Source organism: Moraxella sp. CTOTU49803, from assembly GCF_032097965.1.
Classification (GTDB): Bacteria; Pseudomonadota; Gammaproteobacteria; order Pseudomonadales; family Moraxellaceae; genus Faucicola; species Faucicola tetraodonis.
In genome coordinates, this window is the sequence record NZ_DAMCJP010000001.1 from 573,884 (window position 1) to 596,143 (window position 22,260).

The window sequence follows — 22,260 nt, forward strand, 5'->3', positions numbered from 1 at the left end:
TAAAGCTAAAAAAATGACCCAAAACTGTGATAAAATTTGTCACAGTTTTATTTTTAGCATGTTACATACGACAAAATTTAATTCTGCAATTAATTCTGTAACTAATTCTGTAATATAGGAAAGCCAATGACAACCCCAATTTCTGAACGTCGTCTTGCCAACGCCATCCGTACCCTAGCTTTTGAAGCGGTGCAAAAAGCCAATTCTGGACATCCAGGCGCGCCGATGGGCATGGCAGATATCGCTGAAGTGTTATGGCGTAAGTTTTTAAAGCACAATCCAACCGACCCAAATTGGCTAAATCGCGACCGTTTTGTGCTTTCAAATGGTCATGGCTCAATGTTGCAGTACGCTTTGCTGCACTTGACAGGGTATGACGTTAGCATTGAGGATATCAAAAATTTCCGCCAATTGCACTCTAAAACCCCCGGTCACCCTGAATATGGCTATACCGCAGGTGTGGAAACTACCACAGGTCCGTTGGGTCAAGGGATTGCCAACGCCGTAGGTTTTGCGATTGCAGAAAAAACCCTAGCCGCGCAATTTAACCGTGATGGTCACCAAGTCATCGACCACCAAACCTATTGCTTTTTAGGTGATGGCTGTTTGATGGAAGGTATTAGCCATGAAGTTTGCTCATTAGCCGGTACGCTGCAACTGGGCAAATTGGTTGTGTACTATGATGACAATGGTATTTCGATTGATGGTGACGTTGAAGGCTGGTTCTCAGATGACACCCAAAAACGTTTCGAAGCCTATGGCTGGCAAGTGCAAAAAGTTGACGGTCACGATACCGATGCCATTACCCAAGCGACCCAAAATGCTATAGCTGAAAAAAATAAACCCTCACTCATCATTTGTAAAACCGTGATTGGCGCAGGTTCACCCAACAAGCAAGGCTTGGAGGCCTCACATGGTGCACCCCTTGGCGCGGATGAAATCTTGCTTACCCGTCAAGCCCTCAAGTGGGATCATGAAGCCTTTGAACTGCCAGACGATATTTATGAAGGGTGGGATTGCACAGTTAAAGGTCAAGCGCTACAGCAATCATGGGAAAGTGAGTTTGATGCTTATAAAGACGCTTACCCAGAGCTTGCCAGTGAATTGCTTCGCCGTGTGAATGGTGACTTGCCAGCAAATTTTGAGACACAAGCCCAAGAATTTATCAAGGCGTGTCAAGATAACCCAGAAAACATTGCAACGCGTAAAGCCAGCCAAAATTCAATCAATGCCTTGCAGCCATTATTGCCAGAGCTGCTTGGCGGTTCCGCTGATTTGGCAGGGTCAAATTTAACTTGGTTTAAAAATGCCAAAGCGCTCGAAGATAACGCGGCAGGTAACTATATTCATTACGGTGTGCGTGAATTTGGTATGACGGCGATTGCCAATGGTATTGCCTTATACGGCGGCTTTATTCCGTATGTGGCAACGTTCTTGATGTTTATGGAATATGCGCGCAATGCAGTGCGTATGTCCGCCTTGATGAAACAACGCGTCATTAATGTCTATACGCACGACTCAATCGGTCTGGGTGAAGATGGACCTACTCACCAACCTGTCGAGCAGTTATCAAGTCTGCGTGCCACCCCAAATCTACATACTTGGCGACCATGTGATACGGTCGAGTCAGCTGTGGCATGGGTAGAAGCGTTGAAAGCAAAATCAACGCCATCTGCGCTGATTTTTAGCCGTCAAAACCTACCGCACCAAGCGCGAGATATCGAGCAAGTAGCCAATATTGCCAAAGGTGGTTATGTGCTAGCCAAAGAACAAGGCGAGCTACGTGCCATCATCATCGCCACAGGTTCAGAGATTGAGCTTGCAATGAATGCTTACACTGAGTTGACTGCCGAAGGTTTGGGCGTGCGCGTTGTATCAATGCCCTGTGCTGAAGTGTTTGCCAAACAAGAAATCAATTACCGTGACAGCGTGTTGCCACCGCAAGTGCGTGCGCGTGTGGCGGTTGAAGCCAGCCATATCGATTATTGGTACAAGTTTGTAGGGCTTGATGGTAAAGTCGTGGGTATGACCACCTTTGGTGAGTCTGCCCCTGCTAAAGACTTGTTCCCATACTTTAACATCACCACTGATGCGGTCATTCAAGCCGTGAAAGCGGTTGTTTAAGCAATATCATGGATAGTATATATGCTAAAAGAACAACTTGGGTGGATTTTCCACCCATTTTGGTGTTATATGCTTTAAATACATTGAAAAACCTCGATGAAGACCTGTATATACAAGCTAAATCGGGTAATGAATTATCCGCTATTAAACTCTTAACTCAATTGATGACACAAAAGGATATAGCAAGTATCAAGCATTGCTTACAAGGAAAATCTCCTATTATCGCTCCTGTATTAGCGATAGAATTTTTGGGAAATAATAGACTTCCAATGGTATTTGGTCAAATTCTTGCCAATGAGTTAAATCTGCCCATCACCTTTGACATCGTACAAGCTGTAAAAGCGAACCATACTAAGGCTAGTGCTTATGAGCGAATCGTCAGACAAGCTATTTTTACTGGCGAAGTTGAACGTGGTCGAGAATACTTAATCGTTGATGATACAGTGGCGATGGGTGGTACATTAGCAGGACTTAAAGGCTATATAGAAACAATGGGCGGTAAGGTAATTCAAGCAGTTGTATTAACTGGCTATCAATTACCTTTTTTTGATATTGTTCCAACCCAAAAAATGATACAATTAATTCAGCTTAAACATCCTGATTTAGCTCAATGGTGGCAAAATGAATTTCACTTTCCTCTCGAATACCTCACAAGCGGTGAACTCGGGCATTTCAAAAAACCAAAATCACTTGACGAAATCAGAAATAGACTCATTGAAGCAGGACTTTAAAAGAGCCTCTATTAATAGTCAAAAAATTTTAAAGATGACTAAAGTGGTAATAAGATAATCGAGGTTTCATCAATAAGACAAATTTCAGCAAGTACCTGATTATCTCTAATCCGCCAATCGCCGAGCACTAACCGTTGTTTATCGCCAATTTGATGAAGAGCAGGGCGGTGAGTATGCCCATGAATCAGTATATCGGCTTTTTGCAAGGCTTGTCTGACGGCTTGTTCATTGACATCCATGATTTGCAGGGATTTTTTGGCATTATCAGTTTTGCTTTTTTGGCGCAAATCTTGCGCAATTTGTTGGCGTTTTTTGATGGGTAGCGCGAGTAAAATTTTTTTAGTGATAGGATGTTGGATGATTTTGCGAAAGCGTTGGTAACCTTTATCATCGGTGCACAGCGCATCGCCATGTTCTAGGCGAACTTTTCTGCCATTTAATGTCAGATAAAACGGCTCAAAAATCAATTGCCCGCCAAATTTGTCGCAAAATTGCTGCCCAAGCAAAAAATCCCGATTACCATGCATGACAAAAATCTGGCAGTTTTTATCAGATAATGTTTTGAGCTTTGCTATAATCGGCTGAAGCGCATCTGTTAATGTGTCTGTATCGGCAACATCATCCCCTAGCCAAGCTTCAAACCAATCACCCAAAATAAAAAACTGTGTTAAGTTGGGCAATAGAGCCAATTTATCTAAAAAATCTAAAAAAGCCTGCCCTAAAGGATTAGTGGCAGGCTCATTCATGCTCAAATGTAAGTCACTGATAAGAACCTGCGCAATGGCAGAGGGATTATCGATGACCAAATCTGCAAAACTTTGCATACAAAAAAATTATTTCTCAATTACTTTTGCATGGGTGATCACCACAGGCGTGGTTGGTACATCAGCGTGGAAACCGTATTTACCAGTCGGCACACCTTTGATTTTATTGACAATGTCCATGCCCTCAGTCACTTTACCAAACACCGCATAGCCCCAACCTTGTGGGTTTTTGCCCGAGAAGTTGAGGAAGCTATTGTCTTTTACATTGATAAAAAATTGCGCGGTCGCTGAATGTGGGTCAGAAGTACGTGCCATCGCAATCGTGCCGACTTCATTTTTCAAGCCATTATCTGCTTCGTTTTGGATTGGGGCATTGGTAGATTTTTCTGTCATGTTGGCGTCCATACCGCCACCTTGAATCATAAAACCGTCAATGACGCGGTGAAAAATCGTGCCATCATAATGACCTGATTTGACGTATTCTAAGAAGTTTGCCACGGTATTGGGGGCTTTTTCTTGATTGAGTTCGATAACGATGTTACCCATGGTGGTTTCTAATTCTACGTATGGCATATCCATTGTGTGCTCCTAATGGTTTTTATGGTTAAAAAAACGTATCTTGCAATTGTTGTGGCTATCCTAGCGATTTTCAATCAAAAAGTCAGTATTTAGTTTGCAAAGTTGGCAAAATTAAATGTTTCAATTAAATTCATTTAAGTTTTTTCAATGTCAAAAAACTGCTAGAATGGAAGATTAGTTCACCATTTTTGTAATAGGTAAGGGGCAACCAAATGACGGCGACGACCGACAAAAATACAAAAACCGACGATACAGCAACCAGTAGTGAAAAAAATGACTTTATCCGTGCGATCGTACGTGATGACCTTGCTTCGCAAAAATATAGCCAGATTGTGACCCGTTTTCCACCTGAGCCAAATGGCTACTTACATTTGGGTCATGTCAAATCTATTTGTCTCAACTTTGGGCTTGCCAAGGAGTTTGCAGGGCTGTGTAACCTACGGTTTGATGACACCAATCCTGATGCTGAAGATCAGGAGTTTGTCGATAATATCAAAGATGATGTCAAATGGCTCGGGTTTTATTGGGCAGGCGAGGCGCGCTATGCGTCTAGTTATTTTGGTCAATTGTATGATTGGGCGGTGAAATTAATCAAACAAGGCGATGCCTATGTTGATTTGCAAAGTCCTGAAGATATTCGTGAAAACCGCGGTAATTTTGGTCAAGCAGGTAAAAATTCACCTTACCGTGATGCCAGTGTTGAAGAGAATTTGCAACGCTTTGACGATATGAAATCAGGCAAATATGGCAACGGTGAAGCGGTGCTTCGTGCCAAAATCGACATGGCAAGCCCCAATATGAATATGCGCGATCCAATTTTGTATCGTGTCATGCACCAAGCGCATCACCAAACAGGCGATGATTGGTGTATTTATCCCATGTACGATTATGCTCACCCGTTGTCAGATGCCATCGAAGGTATTACCCATTCGATTTGCACCCTAGAATTTGAAGACCACCGTCCGTTTTATGATTGGGTGGTAGATAAAGTGGGCTTTGCCAAAGAACCACACCAATATGAATTTGCCCGCCTAAACGTAAACCATATTTTGACCAGTAAACGCAAACTCAAAAAACTGGTCGAAGATGACTTGGTGAGCGGGTGGGACGATCCTCGTATGCCGACAATTGCCGGTATGCGCCGCCGTGGTTATACCCCTGAAGGCTTGCGAGATTTTTGTGACCGTGTAGGCGTCAGCAAGTCAGACGGCGTGGTGGATTTTGGCTTACTGGAATTTAGTATCCGTAACTCATTAGAGCATGTGAATCGTGCCATGGCGGTACTAAGCCCACTAAAAGTGACCATTACCAATTTTGATGAAGCCGTCGCCAATGTTGAAACACTCAAAAAAGACAGTGTAAAAACTAAACTCGACAATGGTGTTTTATGGTTGACCCAGCCTAAAAATAGCCATGATGACAGCCAAGGTACGCGTGACATTCCTTTTACTAAAGAAATTTATATTGATAAAGGGGATTTTGAAATCACGCCACCTGAAGGCTATAAACGTTTATCACCGCAAAACCCAGAAATCCGCTTACGCAATAGTTATGTGTTAAAGATTGAGGAGCACATCACCGATGACAATGGTGAAGTGGTGGGGTTAACAGCGACTATTGACCCAAAAACGTTGGGCAACAATCCAGAAGGACGTAAGGTTAAAGGTGTGATCCATTGGGTGTCAGCCAGTCTAGGTGTACCCGCGAAGGTACGTCTGTATGAGCAGCTGTTTACCCAAGAAGACCCTGCCAAAATTGACATCAATAATTTAGCTGCAGAGATTAACCCTAACTCGCTACGTGAAGTAGATGCCATTGTCGAGCCTTCTTTATCACAAGTCAATGCAGGCGAGCGGTTCCAATTTGAACGTGAAGGGTTTTTTGTGGCAGATAGTAAAGATTATTCACCAGAGCATTTGGTGTTTAACCGTATTGTGACCTTAAAAGACAGTTTCAAACCATAAATTATCTTTAACTTAAAAACTAGCTGGCATAGCAATATGTCAGCTTTTTTTATAAAAGGATATCTTAACCTATTGTTACTTATGGTTTTATTATTGTATTAGCTAAACGGTTTTGTTATTTTTTTACATGCGTAACATATGTACTGTGCTAAACTACTCATCGTAAATTTAAGTCAGTCTTGCGTAATCAATCCGTTATTCTTGTTAGATTTTGTAACTTTTAATGGCTTGATTTTAATGGCTATTAGGCTTAAGGTATTGTTGTTGATCTGTTTTTCGTAAATATATTGGTATTTTTGGTAACTGTATGCTTTATCCAACAGCAAGTTAACCATGATTTGATTGAGAGTGTTGATATGAAAACATTGTTAAAGAAAACGTTGTTAGGTGCTGTCATTGCACTGGTTGGCGTACAAAGTAATGCTGAATTAAATATGCAGACAGGTAGCCAAGCTAAGGTTAGTTGGGGTGGGCAAGGTAGTTTAGATAAAGCCCGTGCCATCATGTATAACAGCACGCCACAGACGACAAGTTTTAATAGCGGTAATTATAATAACTATAACAATGCATACAGCGAGGATGATAGCTACAATCCTGCTTGGTCTCAAGACACCACGCGGGCTTCGGGCAGCTATTTTGCCAATTCCAAAGGCGCTTTGGTAGTGGATGCGTTAACGGGCAATACCATTTATGAAAAAAATGCTGATATCGCTCGTCCCATTGCCTCAATCAGTAAATTGATGACGGCTGTGGTAGTGGCGGAATCAGGCGCTAATATGAGCGAAATATTGACGATTAGTCCATTAGATTTCAAAACCCCAAAACAATCGGGTAGTGACCGTCTAAAAGTTGGCGATCAGCTTAATCGTGCTGAAATGCTACTGATGATGATGATGAAATCAGAAAATCCCGCGGCTAAAGCATTAGCACGTACTGACCCTATGGGCTATGACAATTTTATCAGCCGTATGAACCAAAAAGCGCGTGAATTGGGGATGACGCAAACCCGTTATTATGACCCATCGGGTTTGGATTCTCGGAATGTGGCATCACCGCGTGATTTGGCAATTTTGGCGCGCTATGCTTATAAGCATAATTTAATTAGCCAGTTTAGTACCACGCCTAGCCGCCAATTTGGGGTAAATAATATCAATTCAGGTTATCGCACGGTTGCAGCGCGCAGTACCAATTACATGGTGCGTGATGGTTTATACAATATTGGCCTATCAAAAACAGGGTATATTCGTGAAGCGGGTAACTGTGTTTTATTTGAAACCAATGTCGGTAATCGTCCAGCCATCGTAGTTTTATTGGGCGCCAATGACTCAAAAACCCGCTGGAACGATGCAGAAAACATTATTGCTAATTTAAGCATGCGCCGATTCACCTAATCAATTCGCAATTTACTGACTGATTTTTTGATAAAAAAGCAAGGATAACTGTCCTTGCTTTTTTATGGGGACAAAACTACCAAAACCAGCTATTTAGCGTGTTTCATACAGGTGGTTGCAAAAGGTACTGCTTCTAGGCGCGCGGGCTCGATTTCTTCACCACTCACAGCGCAAATACCATAAGTTCCATTTTCGATACGAAGTAAGGCATTATTCACCAATTCAAGGTTTTGCTGGGCTTCGACTAGCAAGTTTTTACGTACATCGTTTTGCTCATTAATCACCGCTTGGTCATCCCAATCTTGGGTCATATCCGTATCAGGATTTTGCATATCATGTTGGATTTTATACACGCGAGTTTGGTATTCTTGTTTTAGGTCAAGTAATCGTTGTTTTGCTTTGTCAAGGTTAACCATACGGCCTCCAATTTTATAATAAAATATTGAACGCAGTGCTGCGTTCATGTTTTTGTTATTATAAGCTTATCATCAACACCCTTCTTAATAAAGTAGTAATATAGTAGTAATACCGTGTTATCACCGCGCGTGGCGTTAGTTGATAGCATCAATAATGTTAAAAATACTCAAAATATGCTAATCTACGCTTATTTTTTTATTCAATTTTTGTTGTCATGTGACGACGTTTTAGCAACCCCTACGGGTCACCATCCTGTTGTTAACTTAGAGGTTAATCCATGCAATTTGCTCGTTTAAACGATATTGATGTTTCTGGCAAAACAGTTTTGATTCGCGAAGATTTAAATGTACCGTTAAAAGATGGCAAAATTGCCAATGATGCCCGCTTAAAAGCAAGCTTGCCCACTATTCAGTTGGCTTTAGATAAAGGCGCAGCGGTTATCGTGTGTTCGCATCTAGGCCGCCCAGACCCATCAAACCCTGAAGCCAAATATTCGTTGCAGCCAGTCGCAGATTATTTGGGCGATGCCCTTGGCAAACCTGTCAAATTAATGACCGATTATGCCCAAAATAATGTGACAGTAGCCCCAGGTGAAGTTGTGCTACTGGAAAATGTACGTTTTAATGCGGGTGAGAAGAAAAATGATGCCGCTTTATCTGAACGCTACGCTGCTTTATGTGATGTATTTGTGATGGATGCTTTCGGTACGGCTCACCGTGCTGAAGCGTCGACAGAAGGCGTTATCGCCAAAGCAAAGATTGCCTGTGCAGGCCCATTATTGGCGGCAGAACTTGATGCATTAGCCAAAGCTTTGGATAACCCAGCCAAGCCAATGCTTGCGATTGTTGGTGGCTCGAAAGTTTCTACCAAATTAGATGTGCTTAAATCATTGGCAAAAATCTGTGACCAAATCATTGTAGGCGGTGGTATTGCCAATACATTCTTGGCAGCCAAAGGTGCCAATGTCGGTGCATCCTTATATGAAGCGGACATGGTGGAAACGGCCAAAAGCATTATGCAAGAAACCAATGTATTATTACCTGACGAAGTGGTCGTCGCCAAAAAATCACAGATTGATTTTGATGATTTTTTGGGCTCGCTAGAATCTGCCGATGCGGTAACCAAATCAGTCGATATCATTGCAGATGATGAAATGATTCTAGACATTAGTGCAAGCAGTGCGGCGAAACTTGCCGATGCGATTAAAAATGCCAAAACCATCTTATGGAATGGTCCTGTCGGCGTATTTGAAGTCGATAAATTTGGTGAAGGTACCAAAATCGTTAGTGAAGCAGTCGCAGCAAGTGCAGGCTTTAGCATTGCAGGCGGTGGTGATACGCTCGCTGCGATTGATAAATACAAGGTCGCCGATAAAGTAAGCTACACATCAACCGGGGGCGGGGCGTTCTTAGAATTTGTGGAAGGTAAAACATTACCTGCCGTGCACGCACTGAGCCAACGTGCCTAAATGCTACCAATCATTATCATTAATTCAGCGATTTAAATTTATCATGGCTGAATAAATGTAATGTTAAGTTAATATTTGTATTTTAAACATTGTAATTAATTGCACCAAAAATATCTTGTCGATAAGATATTATATAAGTATGTATACCCATATGTTTGGCGTTTAAGGAATGAATATGTTAAAACGTAATTTAGTATTGGCAACTTTATTAGCCACTTTATCAATCACGGCATGTAGTAAAAAAACCGAAGAAGCCGCAGCTAACGGTCAACCTGAAGCCGCAGCAAGCGCAGCGGGTCAAGACATTAAAGACGCGACTGCAAGTGCCGCCAGTGCAACAGCAAATGCAGGTGACGCAGTTGCCAGTGCTGCTACCACGGGTGCCGCGGTTGCCCAAGGCGCAGCAATCAACGCGACTGAAGCTGTTGCCAATGGCGCCGCGCAAGCCACCGAAAACGTAGCCTCTGCTGTAGCGACTGGTGCAGCCAATGTAGCCCAAGGTGCAGAAGCGGTTAAAAACGATGCAGCAAATAGCAATACTGATATTCAAACAACCGTGCCAGAAAAACAAAAATACTAAATTTAGCATTCAGCCTAAAAAAGCCCCAAAATCATTTTGGGGCTTTTTATTTTATTGAGTTAACTATTTTTTCATAATATCAATCATTTCAAAGTTATTTTTTTGAATTTAAATTGTAGTGCACTTCTGTTATACTCAAGCCTTGTCCAACATGGCAAAACCCAATTTTTCTAAAATTTTCAATTGATTATTAACTTTACTAAGAGAAAGTAATATGGCTTTGATTTCTTTGCGTCAGCTTTTAGACCATGCAGCAGAAAACAACTATGGTGTTCCTGCATTTAACGTCAATAACTTAGAGCAAATGCGTGCCATTATGATGGCAGCCGATGAAACCAACTCACCTGTGATTGTGCAAGCATCGGCAGGCGCACGCAAATACGCAGGTGCCCCATTTTTACGCCATCTTATTTTGTCTGCCATTGAAGAGTGGCCACATATTCCAGTGGTTATGCACCAAGACCATGGTACCAGTCCAGAGGTTTGCCAGCGTTCAATCCAATTGGGTTTTTCATCGGTGATGATGGATGGCTCGTTAAAGAGTGATGGTAAAACCCCTGCAGACTATGATTATAATGTGGCAGTGACGCGTGAAGTGGTAAAACTCTCTCATGCTTGTGGTGTATCAGTAGAAGGTGAAATTGGCGTTTTGGGTAGCCTTGAAACAGGTATGGCTGGCGAAGAAGATGGCGTAGGGGCAGAAGGTAAACTTGACCATTCACAGCTGTTAACCAGTGCTGATGAAGCTGAGCAATTTGTTAACGATACCCATGTCGACGCACTAGCGATTGCAGTCGGCACTAGCCACGGGGCGTATAAATTTACCCGACCACCTACCGATGATATCTTATCGATTGCACGTATCAAAGAAATTCATGCGCGTATTCCTAATACTCACCTTGTGATGCACGGCTCTTCAAGTGTGCCACAAGAATGGCTCAAAGTGATTAATGAAAATGGCGGCAATATCGGTGAGACTTATGGTGTGCCAGTTGAGCAAATTGTAGAAGCCATCAAACATGGTGTACGTAAAGTTAATATCGACACCGATTTACGTCTGGCATCAACGGGTGCGATTCGCAAATTCCTCGCTGAAAACCCAGCAGAGTTTGACCCACGCAAATATTTTGCCAAGACTATCGATGCGATGAAAGCGGTTTGTATCGATCGCTATACCGCATTTGGTACGGCGGGTAATGCGGATAAAATTCGCCCAATTAGCCTAGAAAAAATGGTTAGTTTCTATAACTAAATACTAGAACTAAAGTTTTAGCAAATGACTAAAAAGCATGACATTCAAGTGGGTTGACTGAGGTTGCCCACTTTTTTATTGGATTAAATTATTTGTAGTGAGTCATCAATGATAGGATTAATTCAAGGGCAAGTGCATCATCTAATGGCACCTACGGTAGTAGTGATGACCACAGCGGGCGTTGGGTATGAAATTGAGATGCCGCTCAATGCATTTTGCCAAGTACAATTAAATCAGTCCGTCACTTTGTGGACACATTTTTTGGTACGCGAGGATGCTCAGTTGTTATTTGGGTTTTTAAGCCATAGCGATCGGGAAGTGTTTAGACTGTTGCTTAAAGTCAATGGGGTTGGGGCAAAGATGGCCTTGGCGATGATGTCAACCGTAACGGTGCAGGAGTTGCACCAGTTTGTGATGAATAATGATGAGCTGGCATTGACGCGTATTCCAGGTGTTGGCAAAAAAACCGCACAGCGATTGATTGTTGAATTAAAAGACAAAATCAAGCACTTAGGTGATACATCAGGTTTTGCACCTTCATTGCCATTAGAGACCGATAGTGGCAATGAAGGCATTATTATTGCTGAAGTCGAAGCGGGGTTGATTGCACTAGGATATCGCGATAAAGAAGCGCAAGCTGCGATAAAACTGGCAAAATCTGCCATTGATTCACCGTTAACCATTCAAAATCTGCTTAAGGCGTCTCTTAAAAATTTGGCGATGAATTAAAATTGCATAAAAAAAGAGGCTCAAATGACCCTCTTTTTTTTACCATTAACTTTATTCTTTTTCGGTTTTTGACGTCTCTGGGGGAGATAATAAGTTTTTTTCTAGATAATGAATGTTTTGCGCTTGTTTACAAAATGCCTTATCTTGCAAAATCACATCGCGATGCAATGGCACATTGGTTTTGATGCCCGTAATAATCAGCTCGTCAAGGGCATGGCGAAGCTTGGCAATCGCTTGTTCACGGGTTTGACCATGACAGATTAATTTGCCGATTAATGAGTCATAAAAGGTAGGGATGGCATAGTTGGGATAAAGGTGCGAGTCAAAACGTACACCGCTACCATTTGGCATAAAGAAGTGGGTCACCGTACCGGGTGAGGGCATGAAAGTCACAGGATCTTCGGCATTGATACGGCACTCGATGGCATGACCGCGAATTTCGATTTCGTTTTGACGATACGATAGCCCATAGCCAGATGCGATTTTGAGTTGTTCAACCACCACATCAATGCCGGTAATCATCTCAGTGACAGGATGTTCAACCTGTACGCGGGTGTTCATCTCAATAAAGAAAAATTGCTCGTCTTCATATAAAAATTCAAACGTCCCTGCACCGCGATAGTTAATTTGCTCACAAGCACGAACGCAAGCTTGCAAAATGGGTTCTTTAATATCATCAGGAATCTCTGGGGCAGGGGCTTCTTCAAGCACTTTTTGGTGACGACGTTGTAGCGAGCAATCGCGATCAAATAAATGAATGGCATTGCCTTCGCCGTCACCTAACACTTGCACTTCAACATGGCGTGGGTTTTTTAAAAAGCGCTCCATATAGACGCTATCATCCCCAAACCACAATTCGGCTTCTTGTTTGGCGGCTTGCACTTGAGATAGTAACTGCTCAAGGCGTTCAACCACACGCATACCACGACCACCACCACCAGCTGCCGCTTTGATTAACAGAGGAAAGCCAATGGCTTTAGCTTGTTCTTCAGCGTTAGCCAGAGTGACGCTACCCACTGAACCAGGGACGGTAGGCACACCGGCTTTTTTCATGGCGTTGATAGCGGATATTTTGTTGCCCATTAAGCGAATGTGCTCAGGCGCAGGACCTACGAAGGTCAGCCCTGCCTCTTCCACGCGTTCGGCAAATTCGGCATTTTCAGATAAAAATCCATAACCTGGGTGAATGGCATCAGCGCCAGAAATTTCTGCGGCTGTTAAGATAGTATCGATATTGAGATAGCTTTGACTGGCATTGGGCTTGCCAATACAGATGGATTCGTCAACGAATCGAAGGTGCATCAAGTTGTCATCTGCAGTTGAGTAGACGCCCACCGTTTGGATGCCAAGCTGCTTACAAGCGCGAACAATGCGAAGTGCAATTTCACCACGATTGGCGATCAGTAATTTTTTTATCATTGCTATCCCTAATTTTTATCGATAATCAAACTTCAAATATACAAAAAAGTTAAAAATTAAGACTCGTAACGGACAATCGGTTGACCAAATTGCACCACATCGCCGTTTTGTACCAAGATTTCTGCAATGATACCGCTTTGGGTTGCTTCAAGCGGGTTCATGATTTTCATGGCTTCAATAATGCCTAAACTATCGCCTGCTTGTACTTGTTGACCGACCTTGATAAATGGCGCGTCATTAGGACTCGGTGCAACATAATAGACCCCAACCATTGGTGATGTTTCTACCATGCCAGATTTTACAGGGGCAGCATTAGCGGTTGTCGTGGTGGTTGTAGTTGCTGTGACGGGTTGAACATTCGCTTGGGGTAAATGGCGGGAAATAGAGACCTTTTTATCGCCATCTTGTACGGTTAATTCTGCTAACGTTCGCTCTTCCATTAAGTCAATAAGTTGTTTGATTTTACTTATATCCATATCCTAACTACCTTAAAATTATACGCTTCATAGACAACTAATTCATAGATTGCCGTATTGTAACAAGATTTTTCTAAAATAAATAGATATAGCAGGGTATATTTGTGTACGTTTGTACACTTAAAATTTGCTGCGATGTTGCTATTAATTTTAGGCTATATTATGTTGCTACTGATATTTCTGAACCAGATAATTAAACGCCGCGGTATAACCAAAAGCGCCCATACCACAGATGACGGCTTGAGCTTTGTCACTAAAATAAGAATGCTGTCGAAATGGCTCACGGGTGTGAATATTGGAAAGATGAACTTCTATAAAAGGTTTATTCACGGCGAGTAAGGCATCGCGAATTGCTACCGATGTGTGAGTAAAGGCAGCGGGATTGATAATAATCGCGTCAATCTGCTCATTAGGATTTGTGGTCAACAAACCGTGATGATGGATTTTATCAATCAGGGCAGATTCCTGATTTGTTTGAAAACAGGTGAGTTTAACTTGATGATTGATGGCTAGTTGTCTTATATCATCTTCAATATCTTGTAGGGTTTGAAATCCGTAGATTTCTGGTTCTCGCTTGCCAAGCAAATTGAGATTGGGACCATTTAATACTAACACATGGGTTAGTTGGGTCTTTGTTGCTATTGCTGTCGTTGTCGTCATGATGCTTCCTTTATCGTGGGTGATTTAAAATTTCCTCAAGTTTTTGCAACCTCAACTTATCAATGGCTTCGCCGATGTGTTTGCCGGTCAGCTCACTTGCCACATCTTTGGCAGAAATTTGCGTTAATTGCGTTTTGATGGTGGCTAACAGCGCGGTTTGTTTGACCTGTTGATAAAGATGAACGACTTGTAAGGCTTGCTCTAAAAGTGAGGTGTCTTTAAGGCTATTAGTTAATCTTAACAGTTCAAATAATTGCTCCGCAGTTAAGTGATCGAAATTTTTTAATTTATCAAAGTGCTCAAGAATAAATAACCCCAAGCGCTCAGTGTTTTTTGGTACCTTTAAACCTTGGCAAAATTCTAAATACTCGGTAGTTGGGTTGTTAAGTTGCTGATCAGACTTAAAGCAGGTTGCAACCAAAGCAAACTTTATGAGGTTGTCCGCTTGTTGCTCTCCCGCCATCCGCAGAGCAGATAGCATCAATTGCCATTGCTTAGGATTATCATTCGATGCTTGATACAGTTTTGGCATAATCACATCGAGGACATTGAGCTGATAAAGCGTGTCAAAATAAATATCCGGCCAAGCCTGCGTTAACGCTTTTGATGTCTCTGACCATACCCGCTCAGCGACAAGATGATTGAGCTCACCCGCGGCTTTCATTTGGCTGGTAAGTTTCGTGGTTGATTCATCAACCGTAAATCCGAGCGGGGCATAACGACTGGCAAAACGGGCAAGGCGCAAGACACGTACCGGATCTTCTGCAAAAGCGGCGGACACATGGCGTAATTTTTTTTGGTTAATATCTGCTAAGCCATCATACGGGTCGATGATATCGAGCACATCAAATTTGCCCTGTTTAAAACCGCAGTCAAACAACCCATTAACTTCTATGGCCATGGCATTGATGGTGAGATCGCGCCTGGCTAAATCCTCTTCTAAGGTGACAGCGGCGTCAGCGTGTACGTTAAAACCAAGATAGCCGTTACCGCTTTTGCGTTCCGTGCGAGCCAGTGCATATTCGTCATGGGTCTTTGGGTGTAAAAAAACCGGAAAATCGGCACCTACTTGCGAAAAACCCAGTTCCAGCATCTGCTCAGGCGTTGCGCCGACTACCACATAATCGTGTTCAGTGACCTCTCGTGCTAATACATAATCGCGTACCGCACCACCGACCAAATAAACTTGCATGACCACCCCGATGTTTTAACTAAATTAAACCCATAAAAAAACCAGTTTAGAACACTAAACTGGTTTTATCAATCAACACAAAATTATTTTGCCAATTCTTGCGCTTGCGTCACCGCTACAGCTGTCATATTGACGATACGACGTGCTGTCGCAGAAGATGTCAAGATATGCACAGGTCTTTGCGCTCCCAATAACAATGGACCGACAGTGACACTATTGGTCGCGGTTTTTAGCAAGTTAAATGCGATGTTAGCCGCATCTAAGTCTGGCATGATGAGTAGGTTGGCTGAACCTGTTAATTTGCTAAATGGGAAAGAAGTATGGCGGATACGGTCATCAAGCGCGGTATCACCATGCATCTCACCGTCAAACTCAAAATCAACATTCATATCGGTCAGTAAATCATAGACTTGACGCATTTTTTTCGCGCTTTCAAAGTCAGATGAACCAAAGTTTGAATGTGATAACAATGCCACACGGGGTTCAAGACCAAAGCGGCGGACTTCTTGCGCTGCTAATACCGTCATTTCTGCTAGTTGTTCAGCAGTTGGGTCTTCATGCACGTAAGTGTCAGCGATGAACAAGTTACGACCTTGAATCAATAAGGCATTTAACGCATAAAAATCTTTAGCATCCGCTTGTTTTTTGATCACATTTTGCACGTAGTTTAAGTGCAAATGGTATGAGCCAAAAGTACCACAAATCATACCATCAGCATCGCCACGTTCAACCATTAGCGCGCCAATCAAAGAAGTTTTACGGCGAACATCACGACGTGCCAACTCAACCGTCACACCATTGCGTTTGTTCATCTCATAATAAAACTGCCAGTAGTCTTTGTAACGTGGGTCGCTTTCGATGTTGACTAGGTCATAGTTTTCACCCGCCACCATGCGTAAGCCCAACCGTTGGATTTGGTTGGCAATAATGGTGGGACGACCGACCAAGATAGGTTTTGCCAAGCCTTCATCCACCACCACTTGCACTGCCCGTAATACGTTTTCATCCTCACCTTCACAGTAAACGATACGTTTTGGCTCTTGTTTGGCACGGGTGAAAATAGGTTTCATCAAGAAGGCAGAGTTATAAACAAACTCTGAGAGTTTATCGCGATAAGCACGCATGTTTTCGATGGGTAGCGTGGCAACGCCAGAATCCATCGCAGCTTTGGCAACCGCTGGTGCAATCTCCAAAATCAAATTTGGCTCTAGCGGTCCCGGAATTAAGTATTCACGACCAAAACGTTGGGTTTCATCCACCGTTTTTTGACCTTTTTGTGGCGTGGCTTCTACATGTGCCATGGCAGCAATGGCTCGCACGCAGGCAATTTTCATTTCTTCGTTGACGGTCGTGGCACCGACGTCAAGCGCCCCACGGAAGATATACGGGAAGCACAGTGCGTTGTTTACTTGGTTTGGATAGTCAGAGCGACCTGTAGCGATAATCGCATCGGGACGCACCGCTTTGGCATCTTCAGGTAGGATTTCTGGGTTTGGATTGGCGAGGGCGAAGATAATGGGATCTTGCGCCATGCGTTTTACCATATCTTGGGTCAGCATACCAGCGGCAGATAGACCTAAAAACATGTCCGCGCCTTCAATCACATCTGATAAGGTTTTGGCTTCGGTGTCGCGAGCATAACGCTGTTTTGACTCATCTAGGTTAGGACGAGTGGTTGCGATGATACCTTTTGAGTCAGCGACAAAGATGTGTTCTTTTTTGGCGCCTAACGCACAAATCAAATCTAAGCAAGAAATCGCTGCGGCACCCGCACCAGATACCACAATTTTGATGTCTTCGATTTTTTTGCCGGTAATTTCTAGCGCGTTTAATAACGCAGCTGATGCAATAATCGCGGTGCCATGTTGGTCATCATGGAACACAGGGATATTCATGCGTTTACGCAATTCTTTTTCGATATAAAAACACTCAGGGGCTTTGATATCTTCAAGATTGATACCGCCGAAGGTAGGCTCTAAAGAGGCAATCGCTTCGATGAATTTATCCGGATCGTTTTGTGCCACTTCAATGTCAAACACATCAATGCCGGCAAATTTTTTGAACAGCACGCCTTTACCTTCCATCACAGGTTTTGACGCCAAAGGACCGATATTGCCCAATCCTAAAACAGCGGTACCATTGGTCACCACCCCGACTAAGTTGCTACGAGCAGTATAAAGCGCGGCTTTTTTGGGGTCTTTTTCAATTTCCAGACAAGGTACGGCAACGCCAGGCGAATAGGCAAGTGCCAAATCCCGTTGGTTGGCAAGTGCCTTGATGGGAGTAACAGAAATTTTACCTGGGCGTGGATTGGCATGATAATGCAAAGCGGCTTGTTCAAATAATTCTTTGTCTGATAAGCCATTGTTGGTCGGCGATAATTTATCCATAATATCCTTCGTTGCGACAGTCGTTTTCGAATCGTAGTGTTCGCTATTCTAGCACTATTGACAGATTGATGACTAGTTGAGTACCGGCAAAAAATAAAACTAGTTAGGTAAAAAATCGCGCTACCGACCTTGTCTGTTACCTCAAGATGAGCAGCTGACACATATTTCAGGCGCATCTGCCAACGGTGGCTCAGTGTCACTTGGCTTGGCTAATGCACTAACTTGGTAAGGATTAGCCAATAGCTGATATAGTCTATTTACCTCGCTCATGTCATTTTGTTCAGCCAATTCAATGGCTTGCTGTGCCATACTATTTCTTAATATATACACTGGATTGTGGGCCATTACCAACTGCAAAGAATCCTGCTGTAATTTGGTATGGTAGGTAGCAATCCAGTCCGCTAAGGTGGCATTGGGTTGACCGTTACCGCTGCTAATTGAAATTTTCAACTGATTAAGTAAATTAAATTCATGTAATAGGTTTAATTTATCATTGGGTTTGGCGTCAGCAACGATTGCTACTAGCGCTCGCAAACTGTTGGTAAAGTCGAGTTTGTTTTGCTGCATGGTCTCTAAGTACTGCAAAGCAAAGTCACAGTTTTCTTCACTGCTGGGTAAGCCAAATTTTTGGCAGAGACCTTGCTGATAATACTGATAAAAAATCTCACCAAAACTGTCTAAAATGTCGGTTAAATGCTCGCGCGACAAGGTTTCTGGCGGATGATTGGCGGTCAGTTTTTCGCCATTAAGACGTAAAAATAAGGTAATCAGACGTGACAAATTCCAAAGTCCAATGGATGGCTGGTTTTGATAAACATAACGCCCGTTGTAATCAGAATGGTTATTGATCCAAATCGGATTAAAGCGCTCCATAAAACCATAAGGACCAAAATCGATGGTCGCACCTGTGATAGATAAATTGTCGGTATTCATCACCCCATGGGCAAAGCCAATCAGCTGCCAGTCGGCAATGGTTTTGGCAGTTTTATCAACGACTTGTCTCAAAAAATCTTGAATGGGCGTATCACTGTCAAAACAGTCGGCGAAATAAGTTTTGATGACATAACGGGTAAAATACAGCAATAAATCAGGCGCATAATTTGCCACCCATTCAAAATGCCCGAAGCGAATATGACAATCTGCGGTACGTAGTAGCGCCGCGCCGCGTTCACGTGTCTCACGGTTGACAGGGGTATCTGACACCACAAAGCCTAGCGCGTTGCTAGACCGAATGCCCAAGCCATTAAGCGCATGACCTGCCAAATACTCTCGCACGACGCTTCGAATCACCGCACGACCATCCCCCATGCGCGAGTAGGGGGTTAATCCTGCGCCTTTTAGATGCAAATCGGTCAATTGTCCGTCTTTATTGATTACCTGCGCGAGTAATAGACCACGACCATCGCCTAATTGCCCTGCCCATTGCCCAAATTGGTGTCCAGCATACGCCATGGCTAATGGTTCAAAACCGTCGGGAACCATGTCACCGCCCAAGATTTCGACCCAATGCTGTGTTAAAAACTCATCATCAGCCCAACCAATTTGGTGGGCGACTTGCGGATTAAAATGCCCTGCTTGCGGGTTCGTGAGCGGTTTTGGGGGTTGTTTATGATAAAGCCTTGGATCGAGCGTGGCATACGAGTTTTCAATTTTCATAATTTTTCCATGTTTATAGGCATTACTAATCTGGATGTTAAATGCCCCTGTTTAAGGCGTTTTAAGTTATTAATTGCGCTATAATAGCGCGTTAACAGCCGGCTTAAAATTTGATTAAGCTTGCTGACGTTTTTTAAAATTTATATTGCTTACTATACATTTATCCGACGATAGGGTCTGTGCAATAACTGTGCATGAGGCAATGCCGCTATAAAACTCACTTTTTGCTGTGATAACTTTTTACTGTCATTAAGCGTTACTTGATAGAAAATCCGCTTAAAAAAGCAGTAAAAAAACAGGTAAAGAAAGCCACTTAAAGAAACTACCTAAACTAACTAAAAAGCCACTTACGTAAAGGAAGGTCATGCCTGCGTTAGATCTTAACAATCCCAACAATGTCTATTTGGTTCAATCGGGATTTAATGTCCAAGATATCGAAAAATCGCCTACCTTGGTCAATTTGCTCAATCGATTTCAAGGTAACTTACTCATTGATGAGCAAGATACCACCGTCGGTGTCGGCGCAAAAGCCTACGGCAATACCATTCATATTGCTAAAAGTTACAAAAATTTTTTGAACATTGCCCATGAGCTAGGACACGCAACCGGTCAATACCAAAAAATCAATAGTGATAAAGACAATTTGTATCAATTTGATACGCCACAAGCCTATGGAATGGCACGCGCCAAAGCGGAGGGTGAGGCAACTTATTATGAGTTTTTGGTGGCAAAAGAATTGGGGTATCAACGGTTTGTCAAACCCTTGTGGCTCGATAACGCGGCAAAACCGCAAGATAAAGATGTGTTTACTGAAGTCGATGAAATCATGCGCCAAGCAATCAGTGAAAACGACAAAATAACCCAATTGGCAGTCCTTAATCAAAGCATGTTGCCTAGTGGGCAGTTTCACGCGCCACTTTATACGTATGATGAATACAATACCTTGGTGTTCTTGAATAACCGTTTTGCCATTTCGCGTATATCGCAAGATTATCAGCAAGCATTTGGCAAGCCACTGGATTGGAACAGTTATGAAGCCAAATCCCTTGCTAATAAAGCTAACCAGCATTTTGGCACCTTAGCTAATGACGTCATTATCAATCACCATATTGATGGTTCTGTACTTGGACAGCAGGGCGTAGGGGATTTATTATGGGGTAGTCAGGGGGACGATGTGCTAGTGGGTAATAGCGGTCAAGATAGGCTGCTAGGCGGTGCTGATGATGATGTGCTCATCGGCAATGCTGGTGATGATATGCTAGTGGGTGGCACGGGCAATGATTTATATTATTTCACCAAAGGATTTGGTCATGATACCATCATCAATGCAGGCGGTGGCAAAGATACGCTTTATCTTGCGGATAGAGGCTATGACGAGCTCAGCTTGGTCACTCAAGAAAAGCAGGATTTAACGCTGGATTTTGCAACTACCTCGCCCAATAACAATGAGAACAACGATAAGCCGACTGACGATCAACTTACCATCAAAGATTTTTATTTGGGCGGCGATAACGCCAGTTTAGCCATCGGTTTTGCAAAAAGCGGTATCGCCAACCCTGCGATGCTGATGCCAGTCAGTCAATTAACCATTCAATTAACAAATTTGGGCTCAGTCGCAGAGCGTGATATGACTGATTATCAGCCAGTGCTAGAAAAATCTCTTTTACAACTGGGCAAAGTCAATCTTACTGCTACAAACGACAAATAAGCGGTTTGTCACACAAACACAAAAAGATACTGCAAGGAAATGCGATGTTACCATTAGAAATTAAATATTTGCAAAACGCTCAATATGAACCCACCCATGCGGCGATGCTGGCGCGCGTGTTATCACGTATCGAGCAAAAAAAATCTGCCAGCAGCGAGCAGGCGCAGCTTAGCGCTGATGAGTTATGGATTGTAGATCATGATAATGTGTTTACACTGGGTCAAGCTGGCAAACCTGAACATATTTTGCAAAGAGATAATACCCCCATAATCCACACCGATCGTGGCGGTCAAGTCACTTGGCACGGTCATGGGCAATTAGTGGTGTATTTTTTATTTGATTTAAATGCCTTGGGGTGGGGCGTGCGCGATTTGGTCAGCAAAGCTGAAAACATCATCATTGATGTCATCACGCCTTATTTGCCGCCAGATTTTTATGCCAAAGCGCGTGCAGATGCGCCAGGGGTGTATGTGTATAACCAAGACGATTTAGAACTTGGTAAAATTGCCTCACTGGGATTTAAGATAAAACACGGCTTTAGTTATCATGGCATCGCCATCAATGTACAAAATGATTTGACCCCATTTCAAATGATTAACCCTTGTGGCTATGCCGGCATGACCATGTTGCGTCTAGAAGATTTTGCGGACGTGGATTATCAAGCATTTACCCAACAATTTATCAGCCGTGTCAACCAAGAGCGTCAATTTAGCCTAAGCAAATAAAATTTTACTAAAGGCTTAAATATAAGAGCCTTTAA

At 42.9% G+C, this 22,260-nt stretch carries 19 protein-coding genes; 10 read left to right on the forward strand and 9 right to left on the reverse strand.

The genetic code is table 11. From position 1 onward, the window contains the following. Window positions 1-126 precede the first annotated feature (126 nt). Both tkt and RT422_RS02580 read left to right on the forward strand, forming a co-directional pair. Entirely contained in the window at window positions 127-2,124 is a 1,998-nt protein-coding gene (gene tkt / locus RT422_RS02575; protein ID WP_144917612.1) for a transketolase, read from the forward strand. 8 nt (window positions 2,125-2,132) lie between these two features. Beyond that, window positions 2,133-2,855 (forward strand): phosphoribosyltransferase, encoded by a 723-nt coding sequence (locus RT422_RS02580; protein ID WP_227522682.1) that lies wholly within the window; start codon window positions 2,133-2,135, stop codon window positions 2,853-2,855. A 38-nt stretch (window positions 2,856-2,893) separates the two neighbouring features. On the opposite strand, the gene RT422_RS02585 is transcribed toward RT422_RS02580, so the two are convergent. Then, window positions 2,894-3,679: a UDP-2,3-diacylglucosamine diphosphatase gene (locus RT422_RS02585; protein ID WP_313421174.1), complete on the reverse strand. Its 786-nt coding sequence runs from the start codon at window positions 3,677-3,679 to the stop codon at window positions 2,894-2,896. Window positions 3,680-3,688: 9 nt separating this feature from the next. Then, entirely contained in the window at window positions 3,689-4,198 is a 510-nt protein-coding gene (locus RT422_RS02590) for a peptidylprolyl isomerase (RefSeq protein WP_060994994.1), read from the reverse strand. 212 nt (window positions 4,199-4,410) lie between these two features. Between RT422_RS02590 and RT422_RS02595 the strand changes: the two genes are divergently transcribed. Next, window positions 4,411-6,162 (forward strand): glutamine--tRNA ligase/YqeY domain fusion protein, encoded by a 1,752-nt coding sequence (locus tag RT422_RS02595; RefSeq protein WP_313421175.1) that lies wholly within the window; start codon window positions 4,411-4,413, stop codon window positions 6,160-6,162. 356 nt (window positions 6,163-6,518) lie between these two features. Next, complete coding sequence (locus RT422_RS02600; protein ID WP_284033984.1) at window positions 6,519-7,553, forward strand: D-alanyl-D-alanine carboxypeptidase family protein; 1,035 nt, start codon at window positions 6,519-6,521, stop codon at window positions 7,551-7,553. Between the two features lie 89 nt (window positions 7,554-7,642). On the opposite strand, the gene RT422_RS02605 is transcribed toward RT422_RS02600, so the two are convergent. After that, window positions 7,643-7,969 carry a TraR/DksA family transcriptional regulator gene (locus tag RT422_RS02605; protein ID WP_284033985.1) on the reverse strand — a complete coding sequence of 109 codons (327 nt, stop codon included), beginning with the start codon at window positions 7,967-7,969 and terminating at the stop codon, window positions 7,643-7,645. A 278-nt stretch (window positions 7,970-8,247) separates the two neighbouring features. On the opposite strand from RT422_RS02605, the gene RT422_RS02610 reads away from it, so the two are divergent. The 4 genes from RT422_RS02610 (at window position 8,248) to ruvA (ending at window position 11,999) form a co-directional block, all read left to right on the forward strand. Next, entirely contained in the window at window positions 8,248-9,438 is a 1,191-nt protein-coding gene (locus RT422_RS02610) for a phosphoglycerate kinase (RefSeq protein ID WP_284033986.1), read from the forward strand. A 175-nt stretch (window positions 9,439-9,613) separates the two neighbouring features. Beyond that, window positions 9,614-10,018 (forward strand): hypothetical protein, encoded by a 405-nt coding sequence (locus RT422_RS02615; protein WP_007116727.1) that lies wholly within the window; start codon window positions 9,614-9,616, stop codon window positions 10,016-10,018. Between the two features lie 214 nt (window positions 10,019-10,232). Further along, window positions 10,233-11,270, forward strand: a complete 1,038-nt coding sequence (gene fba / locus RT422_RS02620) for a class II fructose-bisphosphate aldolase (RefSeq protein ID WP_007116726.1) — start codon at window positions 10,233-10,235, stop codon at window positions 11,268-11,270. Between the two features lie 108 nt (window positions 11,271-11,378). Further along, a complete protein-coding gene (gene ruvA / locus RT422_RS02625) occupies window positions 11,379-11,999 on the forward strand; it encodes a Holliday junction branch migration protein RuvA (RefSeq protein ID WP_007116725.1) in 621 nt (206 codons plus the stop codon). Between the two features lie 51 nt (window positions 12,000-12,050). Here the strand turns inward: ruvA and accC are convergent, their stop codons facing one another. From accC to RT422_RS02655, 6 genes are all read right to left on the reverse strand, one after another. Then, entirely contained in the window at window positions 12,051-13,418 is a 1,368-nt protein-coding gene (accC, locus tag RT422_RS02630) for an acetyl-CoA carboxylase biotin carboxylase subunit (protein WP_284033987.1), read from the reverse strand. 56 nt (window positions 13,419-13,474) lie between these two features. Then, on the reverse strand, window positions 13,475-13,894 hold the full coding sequence (gene accB, locus RT422_RS02635; RefSeq protein ID WP_007116723.1) for an acetyl-CoA carboxylase biotin carboxyl carrier protein: 420 nt from the start codon (window positions 13,892-13,894) through the stop codon (window positions 13,475-13,477). 168 nt (window positions 13,895-14,062) lie between these two features. Continuing rightward, entirely contained in the window at window positions 14,063-14,554 is a 492-nt protein-coding gene (aroQ, locus tag RT422_RS02640) for a type II 3-dehydroquinate dehydratase (protein WP_313421176.1), read from the reverse strand. Between the two features lie 10 nt (window positions 14,555-14,564). Then, entirely contained in the window at window positions 14,565-15,746 is a 1,182-nt protein-coding gene (locus RT422_RS02645) for a CCA tRNA nucleotidyltransferase (protein ID WP_313421178.1), read from the reverse strand. A gap of 83 nt (window positions 15,747-15,829) precedes the next feature. Continuing rightward, window positions 15,830-18,136 carry an NADP-dependent malic enzyme gene (locus RT422_RS02650; protein ID WP_313421179.1) on the reverse strand — a complete coding sequence of 769 codons (2,307 nt, stop codon included), beginning with the start codon at window positions 18,134-18,136 and terminating at the stop codon, window positions 15,830-15,832. Window positions 18,137-18,277: 141 nt separating this feature from the next. Continuing rightward, window positions 18,278-19,792: a protein adenylyltransferase SelO family protein gene (locus RT422_RS02655; RefSeq protein WP_313421180.1), complete on the reverse strand. Its 1,515-nt coding sequence runs from the start codon at window positions 19,790-19,792 to the stop codon at window positions 18,278-18,280. A gap of 364 nt (window positions 19,793-20,156) precedes the next feature. Between RT422_RS02655 and RT422_RS02660 the strand changes: the two genes are divergently transcribed. Both RT422_RS02660 and lipB read left to right on the forward strand, forming a co-directional pair. Next, window positions 20,157-21,500, forward strand: coding sequence for a calcium-binding protein (locus RT422_RS02660; protein WP_096488864.1), 1,344 nt, complete (start codon window positions 20,157-20,159; stop codon window positions 21,498-21,500). A gap of 44 nt (window positions 21,501-21,544) precedes the next feature. Further along, window positions 21,545-22,225: a lipoyl(octanoyl) transferase LipB gene (lipB, locus tag RT422_RS02665; RefSeq protein ID WP_050324406.1), complete on the forward strand. Its 681-nt coding sequence runs from the start codon at window positions 21,545-21,547 to the stop codon at window positions 22,223-22,225. The last annotated feature ends 35 nt before the right edge of the window (window positions 22,226-22,260 follow it).

What these genes read in the sequence shown, in the direction of transcription:
- accB (WP_007116723.1), bottom strand. Translation starts at nt 13,894, where the DNA reads ATGGATATAAGTAAAATCAAACAACTTATTGACTTAATGGAAGAGCGA.
- aroQ (WP_313421176.1), bottom strand. Translation starts at nt 14,554, where the DNA reads ATGACGACAACGACAGCAATAGCAACAAAGACCCAACTAACCCATGTG.
- RT422_RS02655 (WP_313421180.1), bottom strand. Translation starts at nt 19,792, where the DNA reads ATGAAAATTGAAAACTCGTATGCCACGCTCGATCCAAGGCTTTATCAT.
- fba (WP_007116726.1), top strand. Translation starts at nt 10,233, where the DNA reads ATGGCTTTGATTTCTTTGCGTCAGCTTTTAGACCATGCAGCAGAAAAC.
- RT422_RS02600 (WP_284033984.1), top strand. Translation starts at nt 6,519, where the DNA reads ATGAAAACATTGTTAAAGAAAACGTTGTTAGGTGCTGTCATTGCACTG.
- ruvA (WP_007116725.1), top strand. Translation starts at nt 11,379, where the DNA reads ATGATAGGATTAATTCAAGGGCAAGTGCATCATCTAATGGCACCTACG.
- RT422_RS02590 (WP_060994994.1), bottom strand. Translation starts at nt 4,198, where the DNA reads ATGGATATGCCATACGTAGAATTAGAAACCACCATGGGTAACATCGTT.
- RT422_RS02660 (WP_096488864.1), top strand. Translation starts at nt 20,157, where the DNA reads ATGCCTGCGTTAGATCTTAACAATCCCAACAATGTCTATTTGGTTCAA.
- RT422_RS02610 (WP_284033986.1), top strand. Translation starts at nt 8,248, where the DNA reads ATGCAATTTGCTCGTTTAAACGATATTGATGTTTCTGGCAAAACAGTT.
- accC (WP_284033987.1), bottom strand. Translation starts at nt 13,418, where the DNA reads ATGATAAAAAAATTACTGATCGCCAATCGTGGTGAAATTGCACTTCGC.
- RT422_RS02605 (WP_284033985.1), bottom strand. Translation starts at nt 7,969, where the DNA reads ATGGTTAACCTTGACAAAGCAAAACAACGATTACTTGACCTAAAACAA.
- RT422_RS02650 (WP_313421179.1), bottom strand. Translation starts at nt 18,136, where the DNA reads ATGGATAAATTATCGCCGACCAACAATGGCTTATCAGACAAAGAATTA.
- RT422_RS02615 (WP_007116727.1), top strand. Translation starts at nt 9,614, where the DNA reads ATGTTAAAACGTAATTTAGTATTGGCAACTTTATTAGCCACTTTATCA.
- tkt (WP_144917612.1), top strand. Translation starts at nt 127, where the DNA reads ATGACAACCCCAATTTCTGAACGTCGTCTTGCCAACGCCATCCGTACC.
- RT422_RS02595 (WP_313421175.1), top strand. Translation starts at nt 4,411, where the DNA reads ATGACGGCGACGACCGACAAAAATACAAAAACCGACGATACAGCAACC.
- RT422_RS02585 (WP_313421174.1), bottom strand. Translation starts at nt 3,679, where the DNA reads ATGCAAAGTTTTGCAGATTTGGTCATCGATAATCCCTCTGCCATTGCG.
- RT422_RS02580 (WP_227522682.1), top strand. Translation starts at nt 2,133, where the DNA reads ATGGATAGTATATATGCTAAAAGAACAACTTGGGTGGATTTTCCACCC.
- lipB (WP_050324406.1), top strand. Translation starts at nt 21,545, where the DNA reads ATGTTACCATTAGAAATTAAATATTTGCAAAACGCTCAATATGAACCC.
- RT422_RS02645 (WP_313421178.1), bottom strand. Translation starts at nt 15,746, where the DNA reads ATGCAAGTTTATTTGGTCGGTGGTGCGGTACGCGATTATGTATTAGCA.